General features: G+C 65.6%; 15 protein-coding genes. 3 read left to right on the top strand and 12 right to left on the bottom strand.

Annotated features, from left to right (window positions below):
• Positions 1–56: 56 nt before the first annotated feature.
• The 4 genes from NITMOv2_RS12350 to treZ form a co-directional block, all read right to left on the bottom strand.
• Complete coding sequence (locus NITMOv2_RS12350) at positions 57–2207, bottom strand: amylo-alpha-1,6-glucosidase (protein ID WP_053380159.1); 2151 nt, start codon at positions 2205–2207, stop codon at positions 57–59.
• Between the two features lie 83 nt (positions 2208–2290).
• Positions 2291–3079, bottom strand: a complete 789-nt coding sequence (locus tag NITMOv2_RS12355) for a DUF72 domain-containing protein (protein WP_053380160.1) — start codon at positions 3077–3079, stop codon at positions 2291–2293.
• 40 nt (positions 3080–3119) lie between these two features.
• The gene (locus NITMOv2_RS12360; protein ID WP_053380161.1) at positions 3120–5144 is read right to left on the bottom strand and encodes an amylo-alpha-1,6-glucosidase; all 2025 of its coding nucleotides are present in this window, start codon (positions 5142–5144) and stop codon (positions 3120–3122) included.
• Between the two features lie 121 nt (positions 5145–5265).
• Complete coding sequence (gene treZ / locus NITMOv2_RS12365) at positions 5266–7176, bottom strand: malto-oligosyltrehalose trehalohydrolase (protein ID WP_053380162.1); 1911 nt, start codon at positions 7174–7176, stop codon at positions 5266–5268.
• 192 nt (positions 7177–7368) lie between these two features.
• Here treZ and NITMOv2_RS12370 point away from each other — a divergent pair, with 192 nt between their 5' ends.
• Both NITMOv2_RS12370 and NITMOv2_RS12375 read left to right on the top strand, forming a co-directional pair.
• Complete coding sequence (locus NITMOv2_RS12370) at positions 7369–7830, top strand: DUF3015 family protein (protein ID WP_053380163.1); 462 nt, start codon at positions 7369–7371, stop codon at positions 7828–7830.
• Positions 7831–7878: 48 nt separating this feature from the next.
• Positions 7879–8868, top strand: a complete 990-nt coding sequence (locus NITMOv2_RS12375) for a hypothetical protein (RefSeq protein ID WP_053380164.1) — start codon at positions 7879–7881, stop codon at positions 8866–8868.
• A 93-nt stretch (positions 8869–8961) separates the two neighbouring features.
• On the opposite strand, the gene NITMOv2_RS12380 is transcribed toward NITMOv2_RS12375, so the two are convergent.
• A complete protein-coding gene (locus NITMOv2_RS12380; RefSeq protein WP_053380165.1) occupies positions 8962–9501 on the bottom strand; it encodes an MEDS domain-containing protein in 540 nt (179 codons plus the stop codon).
• Between the two features lie 120 nt (positions 9502–9621).
• On the opposite strand from NITMOv2_RS12380, the gene NITMOv2_RS12385 reads away from it, so the two are divergent.
• Entirely contained in the window at positions 9622–10242 is a 621-nt protein-coding gene (locus NITMOv2_RS12385) for an MEDS domain-containing protein (RefSeq protein ID WP_053380166.1), read from the top strand.
• 44 nt (positions 10243–10286) lie between these two features.
• Here the strand turns inward: NITMOv2_RS12385 and NITMOv2_RS25040 are convergent, their stop codons facing one another.
• The 7 genes from NITMOv2_RS25040 to NITMOv2_RS12415 form a co-directional block, all read right to left on the bottom strand.
• The gene (locus NITMOv2_RS25040) at positions 10287–10379 is read right to left on the bottom strand and encodes a hypothetical protein (protein WP_420799874.1); all 93 of its coding nucleotides are present in this window, start codon (positions 10377–10379) and stop codon (positions 10287–10289) included.
• Positions 10380–10564: 185 nt separating this feature from the next.
• Positions 10565–10813, bottom strand: coding sequence for a ribbon-helix-helix domain-containing protein (locus NITMOv2_RS12390; RefSeq protein WP_145976310.1), 249 nt, complete (start codon positions 10811–10813; stop codon positions 10565–10567).
• Between the two features lie 64 nt (positions 10814–10877).
• On the bottom strand, positions 10878–11975 hold the full coding sequence (locus NITMOv2_RS12395; protein ID WP_053380168.1) for a hybrid sensor histidine kinase/response regulator: 1098 nt from the start codon (positions 11973–11975) through the stop codon (positions 10878–10880).
• A gap of 25 nt (positions 11976–12000) precedes the next feature.
• Positions 12001–12474, bottom strand: coding sequence for a response regulator (locus NITMOv2_RS12400; protein WP_053380169.1), 474 nt, complete (start codon positions 12472–12474; stop codon positions 12001–12003).
• Positions 12471–14423, bottom strand: coding sequence for a PAS domain-containing sensor histidine kinase (locus NITMOv2_RS12405; protein WP_053380170.1), 1953 nt, complete (start codon positions 14421–14423; stop codon positions 12471–12473). Before NITMOv2_RS12405 ends, NITMOv2_RS12400 begins: the two co-directional genes overlap by 4 nt.
• Positions 14424–14426: 3 nt before the next feature.
• Positions 14427–14969 (bottom strand): methanogen output domain 1-containing protein, encoded by a 543-nt coding sequence (locus NITMOv2_RS12410; protein ID WP_053380171.1) that lies wholly within the window; start codon positions 14967–14969, stop codon positions 14427–14429.
• 127 nt (positions 14970–15096) lie between these two features.
• The gene (locus NITMOv2_RS12415) at positions 15097–17130 is read right to left on the bottom strand and encodes a response regulator (protein ID WP_053380172.1); all 2034 of its coding nucleotides are present in this window, start codon (positions 17128–17130) and stop codon (positions 15097–15099) included.
• Positions 17131–17290: the final 160 nt, after the last annotated feature.

The raw sequence follows: 17290 nt of genomic DNA on the forward strand, positions 1-17290 counted from the left end.
GGACCCCTAGATAGACCGAATAGACCAGACAGACCGAACAGACCAGACAGACCGCCTTACTGTTTCTCCACTTCCACCGTCAGCGTGCCGGCGATGTTCAAGACCTCCACATCCACACGGCCGTCGGCCTTGCGCGAGAACCGGAGATCGGCGGCGCCCTTGCCGACCTGCAGATGGCGGAGATCCAAACGCCCGATGAAATCCGGCAAGAAGGGCCGGACCACCCGGAGCCGGTGCTCCAACGCCTCCGGCTCCAGCCCGAGCAGGGTTTCGATCATGAACGGGACCGAGCCGGCCGCCCACGCCTGCGGATGGCAGGCCACCGGATACCGCACCGGCACGCCGTACTCCTCCCGCCCGAAGCCGGTGAAGAGCTCGGGCAGCCGGAAGTCCTCGAACTCCCGCGCGGCGTCCACCAGGCCGGCGAAGATCCGGCCGGCCGCCTCGTCGAACCCGTACCGCCGGAACCCCGCCGCGATGAGCGAATTGTCGTGCGGCCACACCGTGCCCAGGTGATACCCCATCGGGTTGTACCGGCGTTCCTTGTAGGACAGCGTGCGGACGCCCCAGCCGCTGAACAGATCGGGCCTCATCAGCCGGTCCACGACGCGCCCCGCCTTCTCCTCGTCGACGATGCCGGTCCACAGCGCCTGGCCTGCATTCGACGACAGGACCCGGCAAGGCCGCCCCCCGGTTTCCAGCGCCAGCGCGTAACAGCCCTCGTCCTCCATCCAAAAGTCGCGGTTGAACCGCCGGCGCAGCTCGCGCGCCTCTTCGCGCAGCAGGGCCGCCCGATCGGGCTCGCCCACGCGCTCGTACAAGTCGGCGATGGACCGTTTCGCCAGATATACATACCCCTGCACTTCCACCAGCGCGATCGGCGGCTCCGCGAAACGCCCGTCCGCGGTGACGATGGCGTCGCCCGAATCTTTCCAGCCCTGGTGGAGGAGGCCCTTGTCGCTGTGGCCGAGATAGCTGACGTAGCCGTCGCCCGCCGCGTCGCCGTACCGGTCGATCCATTCCAGCGCGCGCTCGACGTGCGGGCGCAGCTCGGTGAACAGCGAGAGATCCCCCGTCCAATCGGCGTACCGGCTCATCAGGATGATGAACAGCGGGGTGGCGTCGATCGTGCCGTAATACGGCGTGTGCGGGATCTTGTTCATCCGCGCCAACTCACCCACGCGCAGCTCGTGCAGGATCTTGCCCGGCTCCTCATCGCGCCACTCGCTGACCCGGTCCCCCTGATACCGCGCCAGCAGGCGCAGCGAATCGGCGGCGGTCTCCGCGCCGTAGGCCAGCGTCTGGAGCGAGGTCACCAGAGAGTCGCGCCCGAACAGCGTCGCGTACCAGGGCACGCCGGCGGCGAAAAATTCGTCGCCGCCGATCGTCGTCCGCAGCATGACCAGGTCCATCAGCGACCGCTTCATGATCCGGTTCACCGCCTCGCTGTCCGTATGCACCTCGGTTTCCCGCATCATCCATTCTTCGCACTCGGAGCGCATCACCCGCACGACCGTCGGCAGATCGCGGCGGATGTTCACCTGCGCGCACACCGTAGCCGGCACCCGGTCGGATTCGGCGATGGCGAGGACGATGCGGATGACGTTGATCTCGTTCGGCTGCAGCCTCAGATGAAACTGCACCGCGCTGCCCTTCACGTCCGGGGGAAGCGGATCGAAATGCACGGCCAGACTGCGGGTCACGTGGTCGCCGCCCTCATAGGAGAAGCACAGACACTTGTCGCGCCACCCGGGGCGATACAACTTGCCTTTCACCTCGCGCAACAACCCGCGGATCTCGAACACGTCCTCGAACCCGGCGCGGAACCGCATGGCGAGCGGGAACTCGACCGGCTCGTGGCCGAAGTTCTGGATCTCCAGCCGCTCCTGCAGCAGGCACTGCTCGGAATCGATGACCCGCTCCCATTTCAGCCCCACGGTTTCGCGCGGCACCGCTCGCCCGTCCGCCATGCGGAAGTCCGGCGTCGTCAGCCGGAACATGGCCCGCGCGCCTTCGGATGCCCGCGCGCCCAGCGGTTCGGGATGGACGTCGCCCACCAACAGCTCGTAGCCGTTGAGGTACCGGCAATCGTGGTAGTAGAGTCCGAACCCGTGGCCGGAGGTGAACGGAATTTCCCCTTCTTCGGGGGCGAGAAAAAAGACGTTGCCGTGCTTGATCACCACGGCTCTCGCGATGCTGAACGCCACGGACGGTCCTCCTGTTTGGTCTGTCTGGTCTATCTGGTCTGTCCTGTCTATCTGGTCTGTCTGGTCTGTTTGGTCTATCTGGTCTATCTCGTCTGTCTGGTCTGTTCCACTAGGGCCTTGAGCTCCGCGGCATTCTTGGCGGCGTAGCCGGCTTGGTCGTTGTCGAAATACACGTACACCGCGGCCTGCGTGCGGCGCCAGCCGCGGATATGGGCGGCCCAGGCGGCCAGCGCGTGCGGAGCGTAATCTCCCTCGTACTTCTTCCCCGGCCCATGGAGGCGGACGTAGACGAAGTCGGCGGTCACCTCGACCGGGGAGACGAATCCATCCAATTCATAGATGCAAAAGGCCGCGTTGTGTTTATTGAGCAGCCGATAGACCGCCGCATCGTGCCAGCTCGGATCCCGGAATTCAAACGCATAGCGGCGGCGCGGCGGCAGCGCGTCGAGGAAGTCCGCCAGCCGCTCGATGTTGCGGGACCAGCGGGGCGGAAGTTGAAAGAGGATCGGTCCGAGCTTTCGGCCCAGCGCCTCGGCGGCGGGCAGGAGGCGTTCCAACGCCGGCTGCGGATCCTTCAAGCGTTTCCGATGGGTGATGTACCGGCTCCCTTTCACCGCGAAGCAGAACCGAGGAGGCGTGGCGCGGCGCCAGGCGGCAAAGGTCTCGGGCGTCGGCAGGCGGTAGAAGCTGTTGTTGATCTCGACGGTATCGAACCGTTCCATATACCACGCCAGCATGTCCGCGGCCCGCAAGTCCGGCGGATAAAACGGCCCCCGCCAATGTGTGTAATGCCAGCCCGATGTCCCGATGCGGATGTCGCACGGGGAGTGATGCGTGATGGGTGATGAGTGATGAGTTAAGGACTTATTCATAAGATTCGTCCTGCAGGCAAAGACCGGCGCTCATCACCCATCACCCATCACTTCTCGTCTTCAGATACGCTCTCAACACTTCCGCCACGCTCCAGGCCTGGGCGATGCAGCCGCGGGGATGATAGGGCGGCTCGGCGTCGAAGATTTCGCTGATCGTGCCGATGCCGGCCTCGCCGAGATGGGAGTGGAATGCCGCGAGCAGGCGGTGCGCGCCGGCGGGATCGCCGTCGATGCGCAGCCGCGCGTCCAGATAATGGCCGATCAGCCACGGCCACACGGTGCCTTGGTGATAGGCGGCGTCACGGGCGCGCAAGTCGCCCGAGTAAGTCGGCTTGTAGTCGGGGTGATCCGGTGTCAGCGTGCGCAGTCCGAAGGGGGTCAGCAGCTTGTCGGTCACCGCGGCGACGACCGGCGGCCAGCGCTCCTGCCGCAACACGGGAAATCGCAGCGACAGGGCGAAAATCTGGTTGGGCCGCAGCGCCGAATCGTCGCCGGTCTCGCCGTCCACCACGTCGTAGAGATAGCCGCCCGCGTCGTACCAAAACCGGCGATGGAACGAGGCCGCCGCCTGTTCCGCCATCTCACTCCACTGATCCGGCCGTTCTCCCAACTGCCCGCCCCACTCGGCCATCAGCCGCAACGCGTTGTACCACAGCGCTTGAATCTCGACCGGCTTGCCGCGGCGCGGCGTCACCACCCAGCCGTCCACCTTCGCGTCCATCCAGGTGAGGGCATAGCCGGGCGCACCGGCGTGCAGCAGCCCGTCGCGTGGATCGACGCGGATATTGAACCGCGTGCCGTTCCGATGGCGGCGCAGCACGTCTTTCAGGGTCGGGTACAGCATCATGAGGGTGTCCCGGTCCCCGGTCACGGCCAGATAACGCTCGAGCGCATGGAAATACCACAGCGTGGCGTCCGCCGTGTGGTACAGCCCTTGGTGCGCGCCTTCCGGGAAGAGGTTCGGCAGGAGGCCGTCCTTTATATAGCGGGCGAAGGTGTGGAGAATCGCCCTCGCTTCTCGGTAACGGCCGGTGCAGAGCGTCAGCCCTTCCAGGCTGATCATCGTGTCGCGTCCCCAATCGCCGAACCAATGGTAGCCCGCGATGATCGTCCGCGCCTCGTCGCCTGACGCCTGGGCCAGGGCCTGTTCCTCCGGACGGGCTCCCGGCAGCACGATGAACTGGTCCGCCGCCAGGTGCAGCTGCCTGGTCACCTCGTCCCGCGCCAAATCGGGCGCCAGCGCCGTCAGCCGGGCGAGGCGCCGCCGTTCGGCCTCGAGCATGCCGGCGCACTCGAGCTCCAACAGGTCCCACGGTTCCACGCTGGCGATGAGGCTGACGCCGCCCCCGGCCGACAGGTCCACGGTGAAATAGCCCGGACTGAACAGGTCTTCGACATGCTCGGAGCCGCGATCGCGATCCACACGATAGGAGACGCCCGCGCTCACCAGATCGCCGGCCACGAAGACGCCGCAGCGGGGTTGCAGCGACAGTTTCAGCGGCGGAAGGCCGTCCGGAAGCCCGACTTCATAGCGCCCGGCGCGAATGGTGACGGTGAAGGGGGCGGCAGGCCCCTCGGAAAGATGCGCGTCGTGCAGGCGGCAGCCGACGAACGGCCGCAGGTGCAGGCGAATCGGCGGTCCTTCGGTCAACGCGTAGTGGACATACACGGTGTTCTGTCCGTGCGGCGCGGCGATCCGCTTTTCCAGGGTGGAACCACCCAACTCGAAAGTCCAGACCGGCTGCTGGCGGTCACGCTGCACGTCTTTCAGATACCGGAACCCGTCGGCGTCGATCCGCCCGTCGGCATATTCCGCGCCGGACAACAGCACCATGTCGGCTCCCTGCTCGACCGTTTCATCTAAACGCGGCACGATTACCAGCCGCCCGCGCCCCGGGATATCCGGAACAAAGAGGCCGTGGTAGCGGCGCGTCGCGATGCCGAGCAGCGAGCCGGATCCATAGCCGCCGAGGCCGTTGGTGACGAGCCATTCCTTGGCCAACAACGAAGCCGGGTCGCCGACGGCCGCACCGGAGGGCTTCAGCTCGGGAAAAGTCGTCGTCATGGTCTGTCTGGTCTGTCTGGTCTGTTTGGTCTGTTTGGTCTATCTGGTCTGTTTGGTCTGTCCGGATCTTCGGCACTGGATAGACCAGATAGACCGCGCACCAGATAGACCGTCTTCTAGACTACCGTTTCACCGCCGCGAACAGCGTCGCGCTCCCGCCCTTCAGCCGCCATCCTGTGTCGCTCAAGGGATTGACGACGCCCGATCCGCCGTAGCGCGGGTCGTCGCTCGACCAGAGAAGCCGCCATTTCCCGCCGGACACCGGCGCGAGCAACGGCTCGGGCGCCGGTACGAAGGCGAGGTCCGGACCGAGATCCACGAGCAACAGGCGATCGTCGTCCGTCTCGGTGCAGTAGCGCAGCGCCAGGGCCTGCGGCCCGAGCACCGCGCCGTCGAGCGACGAACGATCCTGCCTGGCCAGCACCATGTCCTCCCGCCGGAGGCGCAGTAAATCCTTGTGCAGGCGGTACACGCCGGCATGCCGCACTCGTTCGGAGAGATCGAGCTTGGAGCGCTCGAACGTCGCGGGATCGCAGGGATCGGGAATCGCCGCCTGCGCCTCCGGCGTGGCGTAGGAGGGAAACTCCGACAGGAACCGTTTGCGCCCCTGGTAGACGGCCTCCGCCAACCGGGGATCGGCATGGTCGCAGAAGTACAGGAACGGACTCGAGGCGGCGAACTCCTGCCCCATGAAGAGCAGCGGCGTTTCGGGAGCCAGGAGGAACAGCGCCGTCAAGGCCCGGTACCGGTCCGGTCCGGCCAAGGCCGTCAGGCGGTCGCCGCGTACGTGATTGGCGATCTGATCGTGATTTTGCAGGAAGAACACGAACGCGCTCGCCCGCTCGTCCTTGACGGCGGTGCCGCGCGGCTTGTCCTGCCATTCGTAGCGCTGGCCCTGATACACGAATCCCCGTTTGACGATCGACACCAGCTCCTGCGCCGTGCCGCGATAGTCCGAATAGTAGGCGTCGCGGCGCCCCGTCAGGGCGACCCGGCCGATGTGGTGAAAGTCGTCGCTCCAGACGCCGTCGAGCCCCCACCCGCCGCGGTCGATCGGCCGCACCGTCTGGATGAGCTGGGATTCGCATTCGGCGGTCAGCAGTACGGTGCGGTCTCCGGCCGCGGCCCGCGCCTGCTGGGACAGCTCCGCCAGGATATGGACCGGGCTGTCGTCGTAGATCGCATGCACCGCGTCCAGCCGCAGCCCGTCCAGCCGATATTCGGCGAGCCAATAGCAGGCGTTTTGCACCACGAAGTCCCGCACGCCTTCGGCGCCGGGTCCGTCGAAGTTCACCGCCTGCCCCCATTCCGTGGGGTGGCGCGCGCTCGCGTACTGCTCGCTGTACAGCGGCAGATAATTGCCGTCCGGGCCGAAATGGTTGTAGACCACGTCGAGGATCACCCCCAGCCCCCGCGCGTGCGCCGCGTCGACGAACCGCTTCAACGCCTCGTGGTCTCCGTAGACATGCGACGGCGCGAAGAGATCCACGCCGTCATAGCCCCAATTCCACCGGCCGGGAAACTCGGCCAGCGGCATCAGCTCGATCACCGTCACGCCGGCGTCCCGGAGCTCGTCCAGCTCCGCCTGCGCCGCGTCGAGCGTGCCGGCCGGTGTAAAGGTCCCGACATGCAGTTCATAGATGACCTGTCCCGGCATCCGGAGGCCCGGCCACTCGTCGAGGCGCCAGCGATAGGCGCCCGGGTTCACGATGAGCGAGGGACCGTGCGGGCCCTGCGGCTGAAAGCGCGAGCAGGGATCGGGGTAGGCCTCGCCGTTGTCCAGTCGATACCGGTATGACATGCCGGCCGCCGCAATCGGCACATGGCCGGAGAAATACCCCCGATCGTCTTTGGTCAACGGAAAGCTTCGGCCGTCTTCTTCCAACACCACGTCCACGCGCACCCGCTTGGGCGCCCAGACCCGGAAGCGCACGCCCCCCGGCTCCACCTGCGCCCCCAGCGTCATGCGCCACTGCGGCTGAGCTATGGTCGGTGCCGTGATGTCGACGGATTGCGAGGTCGAGATAGGCATTCCTCACATCTAACATTCCGGGCTGGTCGTCAAAGCCTCGGGACTTCCCTGGTTCAAACGGAGGGTTCGAACCTCGAACTTCACCAGGGTCCTTCCCAGGGGTAACGGAGACGAAGAACCGGTATGTCTGATGGATAGAGGAAATAAGGTAGGGATCGAGCACGAACAAGAACCCATCAGAGGAGGAAGACTATGACCAACGGACGCTGGATCCTGATCGCGGGAATCGTTGGGGCGCTGACCGGGTGCGATGCCACAGTCGAGCTGACCAAAGCGCCGTTCGACGCCACGACTGCGCTGTCCGGCGGTGTCACCGACGCCACCCACGAACTTGTGCAGCCGACGACGGAGTTCACGTCGAGCACGACGCCGGGCGCCGACGGCCCCAACTCGCCGGCCCGGGCGCGCAAGAAACTGGAGCTCTTCGCGAAATATTCCGTGGAGAATTTACGCACCGACGTCGCGCGCGGCGACGGCGAATATCTCGCGTCCCTGGCCGCGTTGGCCGGCGTACCGCAGGACCGGCATGAGGACTTCCGACTGCAGATGCGCCACGCCTATTCGACGCTGTTCGATGACACGCTCAGCGGACCGGAATCGTCCGCCCGCCTCATCAACGCCGCTTGGGCGATGGGCCTGGGACAGGGCCGCTAGCCGACGCAAGAGTCGCCGCCGGGAGCATAGCGGCAAGAAAGCCGATCCATGGCCGCCGATCGCCGCCGCCTGGCGGCCGCCCTGTGCGTCGCCGTCGCGCTGAACGCCGGCTGCGCGCTCCTCAGGACCACGGTTCAGGATCAACCGGTCAACTTGTCCGAAGCCTGCGCGGCGGAGACCTCCCCGCGGCGCGATCTCCCTTCGCCGCCGCTACGTGAGCCGGGCGAACCGCCCCGGGAACCCGAACCCTCCGGTTATTCGCCGCAGGCGCTGCGCACCGCCGGCATCCTGGGCCTCACGCCGCTGCTCCGGCGGATGGCGGAGTTGGAAGCGGCCGAGCCGGACTCGGGCAACCGCGCCCTAAGACTGTTGGCGATCCGGCAGCGCCTCCTGAGCCGTCTCTTCCTCATCACCGAGGAAATCATCAGGGTGGAAGCCGAAGTCAGCTGCGAGCAGGGCCGCGTGCAGGAACTGACGGACCAGCTTCAGACGCTCAAATCCAATCGTTCCACGATTCAAACGCTCGCCACCATCATAGTGAGCGGCGTCGCGTCGATTACCGGCGGCGCCATCCTGCTCGGCGGCAGCACCGTCTCGGAAGACGTCATCGCCATCGTCGCCGGCTCCTTCGCCGCCGCTCTCGGCACGCTGACGATTCTCCAAACCGGCGAGCAGAAGTTGGACCATGAGCGGAATCTGCTGAAAGAGATCCGGGAGGGGCGCGGAGCAGGGCGCCAGCTCGTGCCCGAATCGGTGTGGCGCCTGTTGACGACCGCGCCGAAAGACGAGCGGAGCCTGCGGGATCAACTGCTCGATCACTGGAGCCTGACCCTAAGGGAACTCGGCAAGGGCCGGCCGGACGAACCCGAAGGCCTCGTCTATTTCGGAAGCGGAGGAACGTACGCCCTGGACCAGTTGCGCACGAGGAGCGCGCTTCTCCGAGCGCTGACCGGCACGCTGCGGCGCGCCCATGTCTACGTGGAATTCCTGTCGCGCGAGGTCTTCGATCGCGACATGGCGCCGGCGCGCGGCGAGTAAGCCGGCGTCTATTGGGTGCGGAGGTCTATCTTGTCTATCTGGTTCGACAAGACAGACCAGACAGACGAGATAGACCGTATAGACAAGACTGCCTCACGCCTCCATCGCGACCGGGCAGGAGTGAGACGCGGTCGTGAGGAGCCGGTCATGCGCGGCGCACACGTCCAGGAAGGCGTCCGTCCCGGCGCCCGGCGCGAAGACGCCGAGCGGATACGCGCACAGCAGCGAGAACGGGCGCGTCGCGCCCAAGCGGTTCCAGAGCTCTTCCAGGTGCAGGGCCGCGCCGATGCGGCCTTGTTCCGCCAGCACGGCGACCATTTCTCCGAAGATGCGGACCGGCCCCTCCTGCGACGCAGTGTCGACGAGCTCGCCGAACACGGTCAGAAATCGTGGCTCGCTCGGCCGGCTCTCGACCACAATCCGCGCCAGCATTTCATGGGCGTCGAGCAGGAGCAGCGTGCCTGCCGACGGCCGCACGCCGAAGGCCATCGCCTTGTCGAGTTCTTCCAGATGGCGGGCCGTGGCGATGACGACGACGCCGCCCCGGGCCTGGAGTCCGGTGAGAATGAACGCCGACACCGCTTCGATCAGGAAGGCGTCATCCTCGTAAAACTTGACGGCGTGGGACGGCATGATCCCCCTACCGGGCAATTTCATCGGCGGCGAGTGGTCGAGTGTACGCGTTACGACCGTCCAAATCAGCTGGGGTGCTCCCTAGTTGATGGCCCCGACGGCCCATGATACAGCCCCGGTATGCATCCATCCGCCCAGCCCTCGTGTCGCGACAGAGAGAGCACCCGCCGGCTCGGCGTACCGGGACTGCCGCAGGTGTCGTGGGGCGAACATCTCTGCGTGTTCTACCGCTCGAAGGTCGAATTGCTGGACCTTGTCGTGCCGTTCATCCGAGCGGGGCTCGAGGATCACGAGTTCTGCATGTGGGTCACGGGCGGCCCGATTCAAGAGGGGGATGCCTTCCGCGCGCTGGAGCGCGTCATGCCCGACGCGCATCGCTATCTGGCGGCGCGGCAGTTGGAAATCGTCCCCCATACGCAGTGGTACTTGACCAACGGACGCTTCGATACCGACAAGATTCTCCAGAACTGGGCATCGCGCGCCGACTACACCGCGCGCCGGGGATTCGCAGGGCTCCGGGTGACCGGCAATCCGTTCTGGCTGGCGCACAAGACCGAGTGGGCGGCCTTCGACCGGTACGAAGGGCAGGTTCAACAGGCCATCGCGCACCGGCCGATGATCGCCCTCTGCACCTACCCGACGGCGAACTGCGACCCCGCGCAGATGTTGACGACGCTCCGGCATCACGGCGCCACACTCATGCCGCGCGGCCGCGCGTGGAAACGGATCGACCTCGCCTGAGTAGCTCTCCTCACGACGTGCGCTTCAGAGAACGTTGATCGGCTTCAGCCGAGCCTCTGCATGACGTCTTCATAGACGGTTTTTCGGTGCCGGACAGCTAAAATGATAAGCTCTTCCTTCTCCATTTTATACACCACACGATAATCCCCGACTCGGAGCTTCCAATACCCTTTCAACGTTTTTCGAAGTGGATTCCGTACTGGTGAGGTTGAAGCGTGAGACGTGATTGGGTGGCGTCAGCGATCCGGCGACGCAGGTTTTGGGGAATTTTTGGAACATCTTCTTCGCCTACCAGAGGATGATAGCGAAGAGTGAACGGCACTCAGTGCCTCGACCGTTTGGGTAGTCCCCAAGTCTGCGTATGCGTCCGGGAGTTTTTCTTATCAAAGGTCGCCGATCGGCGATCGGCCAGTTGGCTGAGCAAGCGATCTTCTTCCGCTTCGAGCGCATCTTTCACGAGATCGCGGACTTTCAATGAAAGGGGAATTCCTTCACGCCTGGCCCAGCGCCTCAGACCTTCATAGATCGGCTCATCGAGAACCACGTGGACCCGAGGACTTGCTGCTGCCATAGAGTCTCCTCTGAGCGGTTGTGGGCGCAGTGTATCACCGGAAGTGGATCGCCTCAAGTCGCCCTCACCCTTCCAGCGGCAGCGTCAGCGTGACGGTCGTGCCTTGGCCGACGGCGCTGCGCACCGTGAACCACCCGCCCATGTCGTCCATGCGTTGGCGCACGCTGAACAGGCCGAAATGTTCGCCGCCGGACGCGGCTTCCAGAGCGGCCGGGTCGAATCCGCGGCCGGCGTCCTGCACGTCCACGTGGAGCCGTCCGGCCTCGTCGAGGCGCAGGGTCACCGTCGCGCGGTCTGTGCCGGCGTGTTTGGCGACGTTGATCAGCAGTTCGCGAACGGACTGGAAGAGCAGCACCGCCCGATCGTCGGGCAGCGGCACCTTCTCGACCGCCGACCGCACTTCGACCGCCAGCCCGTGCAGCGGCATCTGCTCGGCCAGCCATTTGAGGGCCGCCGGCAGCCCCAATTCCTCCAGCACCGGCGGACTCAACTTGGCCATCAGCGAGCGGGTATAGGTGATGGCGTTCCTGAACAGGTCGTCGATCTCCCGCAGCGGCGCGGCGGCCTCGAGAGCGGTCGCGAGCCGCGGGCGCAATTGCGCCACCTTCATCCGCCCCAACGCCAGCATCTGGGCCAGGTAGTCGTGAAGCTCCGCCGCCAGCTTCTTGCGCTCGCGCTGCTCGGCCAAGGTGAGCTCCGATGCCAACGCGCGCAGCCGGGTGTGAAACGCCTCCAGCTCCCGCGATCGCTGCTCGGTGGCCTGCCGGGCGGCGTCCCGCTCTCTCCGAAGGCGGCGCTGATCCAGCGCCCGCCGCACCGCTTCGCCGAGCCGGCCCAGCCGGTCTTTCATCAAAAAGTCGTCCGCCCCGTTGCGGATGAGCTGCACCGCTTCCTCCTCCCCGATCGCGTGCGACACGACGATGAACGGGACGTCCAGGCCGCTCTCGTGCAGGCATTCCAGCGCCGCAGCCGAACTGAACCGCGGCATGGCGGGATCCGAGATGATGAGATCGGGCGGATCGGCTTCGAGCCGGCCGCGGAATTCTTCGGCCGTCTCCACCCGCCGCCACTCGGTATCGTAGCCGCTTTTCTTCAGCTCCCGGACGACCAATTCGGCGTCCAGCGGTTCATCTTCGGCGATCAGCACGCGCAGGCTACCCATGGCTTCTCCTCCGTTCGCGGCGGAGTCATCCGCCTCCGCCCTGCCCGCCTTCGGCGCGCCATTCCGCCGGCACCTGATTCAGCAGCATCCAATAGAGCCCCAGTTGCCGGACCGCGTCGGTGAATTGCGGAAAATCGACGGGCTTGACCACGTAACTGTTCACGCCCAGATTGTAACTCTTGATCAAATCCTGTTCCTCGCGCGACGACGTCAGCACCACGACGGGGATGTTCCTGGTGCGGGGATCCGATTTGCACTTCTGCAAAATCTCCAGTCCGTCCACCTTCGGGAGCTTGAGATCGAGCAAGATGAGCCGCGTGTTCGCGCACTCACCGCTCCCCGCGTAGCGCCCGGTCGAGAAGAGGCATTCCAGCGCCTCTTCGCCGTCCCGCACCACCTGAATCCTGTTCGCCAGGTGGTACTTCCGGAACGCCCGCAGCGTCAACTCCACGTCCTCGGGATTGTCTTCGATCAACAAGATCTCCATGCCGTTCGTCATGCCGCCGCCTTTCGTAGCGAGAAATAAAAGGTTGCGCCCCCGTCCACTTTCCCTTCGCCCCACACCCGGCCGCCGTGGCGGTGGACGATGCGCTGCACGATCGCCAACCCGACGCCCGTTCCGTCGAAGTCCTCTTTGCGGTGCAGCCGCTGAAACACCCCGAACAGCTTGTGCGCGTATTTCATGTCGAACCCCACGCCGTTGTCCTTCACGTAGTAGACGGCCGCGTCGGCCTGGACGTCGTCCGGCAGCCACCCGACTTCGACGCGCGCCGCTTTGGCGTACCGGGTGTACTTGAACGCGTTTCCCAGCAGATTCGTCCAGACGAGCTTCAGCAGCCGCTGATCGCCGCGGCACGGCGGCAAGTCGGCCATCCGCAAATCGATCGTTCGGCTCTCGTTCAGCCGCTGCAGATCGTCCGCCGCGTCGCGGGCCAGCGCCGTCATGTCGATCGACCGGAGCTGCATGCTCTGACGGCTCAGCCGTGACAGTTCCAGCAAGTCGTCGATCAGCTCGCCGGCTTGGGCGGCTGCCTTGCGGACGATCGTCAAGCAGCGCTGGCCTTCGGCGTCCAATCGGGGCCCATTGTCCTCCTCTATGATGCGGCTGAAGGCGTCGATCGTGCGGAGCGGCGCCCGCAGATCGTGCGAGACGGAATAGGAAAAGCTTTCCAGTTCATTGTTGGCTTCGGCCAGCGCGATCGCTTGCTTCACCATCGCCTGGTTGGCCGCCGTCAAGGCCGCGTCCCGCTCCAGCAGCGTCTGCTCCCCGCGCTTCTGCGCGGTGATGTCGCGGGCGATCTTGGAGGCGCCGATGATCCGGCCCTGCGGGTCCACCACCGGCGAGACCGTGAGCGAAATGTGCAGATCCACGCCGTCTTTCCGCCGGCGGACGGTGTCGTAATGCTCGATCTTCTCCCCCCTGACGAGCCGCCCCAGAATGTGCGGACCTTCGTCGTGCCGGTCCGGCGGGATCAGCCGGCTCACGGGCTGTCCGATCATCTCTTCGGCGGTGTAACCGTACAGCCCCTCCGCGGCCCGGTTCCAACTCGTGATGACGCCGTGCAAGTCCATCCCGACGATGGCGTCGTCGGACGACGTCACGATGGCCGCTAAATTGGCGAGCGCCTGCTCCGCCTGTCTGTTCTCGGTGATGTCCATCAGCATGTTGACGGCGCCCGTTATGGTCCCGGCCGCGTCCCTGATCGGCTCCAAGTTCGGGATCACGTGGCGCCTCGTACCGTCCGGCCGTTCGACGATGACTTCTTCGCCGCGCACCGCGCGGCCTTCCCGCAAGCCGATGGCCATGGGACATTCCTCTAACGGCAGCGGCGTCCCGTCCGGCCGGTGGATCTTCCACGATCCGCACCACCGATCCTCGCCGACCTCCGGTTCCCGCCCCCACAGGGCGGCCGCCGCCTGATTGTAGAGCGTGATGCGGCCTTCCCGATCGCAGGTATACACCGCCGCCGGAAGCGCATGAATGAGCTGTCGATACCGGTCCTCGCTGTCGCGCAGGGTCGCCTCGGCCTGCTGGCGGGCCAGAATTTCGCGCTTGAGGCCCGTGATCTCCTCATTCAGCCGCAGGAACCCGCGCGCGGCTTCGCCGTAGGGCGCGACGCGCAGGCAGACCGTCGTCGCGCTCTTCGACGTCCCGCGCTCCAACAGCCCGCCGTACAGACGGCATCGCGCGAATGCGCCTTTGGCCTGCCGGATGTGTCCCGCAAACGGCAGCGGCGCCGCCGTGCGGCAGGAACGGTCGAGGAGCTCCCGCACCTCGGCGTCCGTCGTTCCCACGAACCGGTTCAGCGGCAGCCCGATGAGCCGCTCCGCGGCGGTGTCGACCAACGCGGCAAACGCCCTGTTGGCCCGGACGATGACGCCGTCGGCCGACACGATGACCAACGGATCAGGCACGCACTCCAGCAGCGCAACGATGGCTTTGGACATGGCTTAGATCCCTTTGAAATACTCCCGCCCATTCGTTTGTTCGGCGCCGGACGTCGGTTGCAGGTACACGACCACGCGGCAACCGGGATCGTGTCGCGCGATGGTGTGCTCCAGCGCCACTTTGGCATAGCCCAAGTTCTCCGCCGCGATCGAGCCGAACACATTGGAGGTCATCATACAGAGCGCCGGCCGGTCCAACACCTTGTCGCCGAACGGACATCGCCGGTTGCCCAGGACGATTTTCTCGTCGCTTTCCTCGATGACATAGAAATCGCCCTGGATCCGCCGCTTCAGATCGACCAGGACATCGCGCACTTGCTCGCGGCTCAGGTGGGACACCTGCAAGGCTTCTTTGTAGTCGGCGTTGATCTGGTCGCCGATCTTCTGTCCGACCACGCTGACGAAGCCGGAGGCCTCTTCGAGCCCGACGACGTCTTGCAGCGTCCCGCTCAATTCACGGATCAGCATGCGAGTGAACAGATCCCGCTCCAGCGGAATATGCAGCCCTGCGACAAGGGCTTCCGACTGATTATTGGTGGAAGACATCGGCACTCCTTTCTGGTCTTTCTGGTCTTTCTGGTCTGTTTGGTCTTTCTGGTCTGTTTGGTCTGTCTGGTCTGTTTGGTCTGTCTGGTCCTGGCACCAGATAGACCACGCACCAGATAGACCTTCTTCATTTTCCCGCCAGCACGCCTTGGATCGCCCGATGGAGCTCGTCCACCGCCGCTTCTTTCGTCAGCAGCACATGGGCGCCCGCGCGCCTCATCGCCTCTTGATTCTCGCCTTCGGCGTTCACGGACAACCCGATCACCGCCGTCTGCGGATGTTCGGCTCTCATCCGCGCCGTCGCCTGGATGCCGTTCATCCTCGGCATGTTGATGTCCATCACCACGACGTCCGGCGCCAGCCGTTCGGCGCCGGCGACCGCCTCTTCCCCGTCGGCCGCTTCTCCGACGATCTCCACGTCGGCATACGTCTCCAGCACGCTGCGCAGTCCCTGCCGGACCATGGCATGGTCGTCCACGAGCAGCACGCGGATCCTCGCAGTGTGGAGCTTTGAGTCAGAAAGCGTTGAGCGTTGAGGTACAGCCCTTAGAGCTCCTGAATGTCTTACTTCGTTCCCGAGCTCAATGCCCAATGCTTTCCCACTCAATGCTTCCTTGCCGCCGAGCGGCAGCGTGAGCGTCGCCGTCGTTCCCTGCCCGGGCCCGCTGTCGAGGTGGAATGAGCCGCCGAGCGCGCGCATGCGCTCGCGGATGCTGAACAGGCCGAACTTCGACGCGACGGTCATCGAAGGGCCATCCGCGGCCAGGGCCTCCGGATCGAACCCGACTCCCCGGTCCTGCACCTGAATGCAGAGCTCCCCGTTGCGCTGCGCCAGCGACACCGTCGTCTCCCGGCACTGCGCATGCTTCGCCGCATTCATCAACAGCTCGCGCACGGACTGAAAGAGCAGCATCTCTTGATCGCCCGGCAGCCGGTTCCAGGCGCCGTCCGGCGCGGACACCGCGACCGCGAGGCCGTGCCGGCCCATCTGCTCGCCCAGCCACTTGACCGCCGCCGGCAACCCGAAATCGTGGAGCACCGGCGGGCTCAGGTCCGCCACCAGCGTGCGGGTGTACCGGAGCGACTCGTCCAATACGTCTTCGGTCTGGGCGATCAGGCCGGCGCAGCGGGGCGGCACATCGGCGATCCGCTTGGTCTGCGACAGCTTCAGCCGCCCCAGCACCAGCATCTGCGCCAGATGATCGTGCAGCTCCGCCGCCAGCCGCTTCCGCTCGCGCTGCTCGGTCACGTTCAGCTCCGTCGCCAGCGCGCGCAGGCGCTCCTGCGACTGCATCAATTCCTGCGTGCGCTCATCCACCAGCTGCTCCAACTGCCCGGCGAACGACCGCAGTTGATCCTCCATCCGCCGGCGCGGGGTGATGTCGGTGGCGATAACGCACAGGGCGTAGGGCCGCTCGTCGGCGTCCCGCAGCAAGAACCTTTGCGATAAATACGTATGGAGGCCGTCCGGCTGCTTGAGCTGCTCTTCCGCCACCTGGAGCCGGCCGGTCTCCCACACCCGCTCGTCACGGGCGCGCATCGGCTCGGCCGCGGCGGGCGGATACAGGTCGCCTTCCATGCCGCCGACGACGTCCGCCCGCTCCACGCCCAGGACCCGGGCGCACTGCTCGTTCATGAAGAGGATGCGCCCGCTTCGATCCTTGATGACGATGGCGGACGGCGCGCGGTCCAGAATCGCGCGCAATTGTCCTTCGCTCTTGCGCATCCCGTTCAACGTCAGCTGCAGTTGCTGCTCGCTGCGATACAAGCGCACGAGCGCTTTCACCGTCGCCAGCAGCTCATCCGGCTCGACCGGCTCGACGAGATAGCCGTCCGCGCCCAGCTCCAGCCCGCTGACCTTGTCCTCGCGCCGCACGGCAAACGCGGAGATCAACAACACCATCGTCGACGCCGTGGCTTGGTCCCCTTTGAGCGAGCGGCAGACTTCCAATCCGTCGATATCGGGCAGCTTCACGTCCAGCAACACCAGTTGCGGCCGGACCTCCTGCGCCAGCCGCAGCGCCTCGGCACCGCCGGCCGCGTCGACGACCCGATAGCCCGCCCGGCGCAGAATGCGTCCCTTGGCGTACCGCGCCGCTTCGTCGTCATCGACGTTGAGAATCGTGACGGCGCCGGGGTCGTAGGGATTGCGCTCGTTCATACCGGCTGTTCCTGCATGGAGATCCCCCACACCTGCGCCTCCCCCCGCGCCTTGCTTCGTCTGTCGTATCACTTCATCAGCGGGTCGAAAATCTGGAACAACGAGTGCTCGCCATCGAACAACGGCTGGCATCACAGCCTAACCGGCGCTGCGCCTCGCT

The organism is Nitrospira moscoviensis, assembly GCF_001273775.1.
Classification (GTDB): domain Bacteria; phylum Nitrospirota; class Nitrospiria; order Nitrospirales; family Nitrospiraceae; genus Nitrospira_D; species Nitrospira_D moscoviensis.

Bases quoted from the DNA above. Each gene is read 5' to 3' on its own strand.
- NITMOv2_RS12355 (WP_053380160.1), bottom strand. From the start codon at position 3,079: ATGAATAAGTCCTTAACTCATCACTCATCACCCATCACGCATCACTCC.
- NITMOv2_RS12360 (WP_053380161.1), bottom strand. From the start codon at position 5,144: ATGACGACGACTTTTCCCGAGCTGAAGCCCTCCGGTGCGGCCGTCGGC.
- treZ (WP_053380162.1), bottom strand. From the start codon at position 7,176: ATGCCTATCTCGACCTCGCAATCCGTCGACATCACGGCACCGACCATA.
- NITMOv2_RS12370 (WP_053380163.1), top strand. From the start codon at position 7,369: ATGACCAACGGACGCTGGATCCTGATCGCGGGAATCGTTGGGGCGCTG.
- NITMOv2_RS12375 (WP_053380164.1), top strand. From the start codon at position 7,879: ATGGCCGCCGATCGCCGCCGCCTGGCGGCCGCCCTGTGCGTCGCCGTC.
- NITMOv2_RS12380 (WP_053380165.1), bottom strand. From the start codon at position 9,501: ATGCCGTCCCACGCCGTCAAGTTTTACGAGGATGACGCCTTCCTGATC.
- NITMOv2_RS12385 (WP_053380166.1), top strand. From the start codon at position 9,622: ATGCATCCATCCGCCCAGCCCTCGTGTCGCGACAGAGAGAGCACCCGC.
- NITMOv2_RS12390 (WP_145976310.1), bottom strand. From the start codon at position 10,813: ATGGCAGCAGCAAGTCCTCGGGTCCACGTGGTTCTCGATGAGCCGATC.
- NITMOv2_RS12395 (WP_053380168.1), bottom strand. From the start codon at position 11,975: ATGGGTAGCCTGCGCGTGCTGATCGCCGAAGATGAACCGCTGGACGCC.
- NITMOv2_RS12400 (WP_053380169.1), bottom strand. From the start codon at position 12,474: ATGACGAACGGCATGGAGATCTTGTTGATCGAAGACAATCCCGAGGAC.
- NITMOv2_RS12405 (WP_053380170.1), bottom strand. From the start codon at position 14,423: ATGTCCAAAGCCATCGTTGCGCTGCTGGAGTGCGTGCCTGATCCGTTG.
- NITMOv2_RS12410 (WP_053380171.1), bottom strand. From the start codon at position 14,969: ATGTCTTCCACCAATAATCAGTCGGAAGCCCTTGTCGCAGGGCTGCAT.
- NITMOv2_RS12415 (WP_053380172.1), bottom strand. From the start codon at position 17,130: ATGAACGAGCGCAATCCCTACGACCCCGGCGCCGTCACGATTCTCAAC.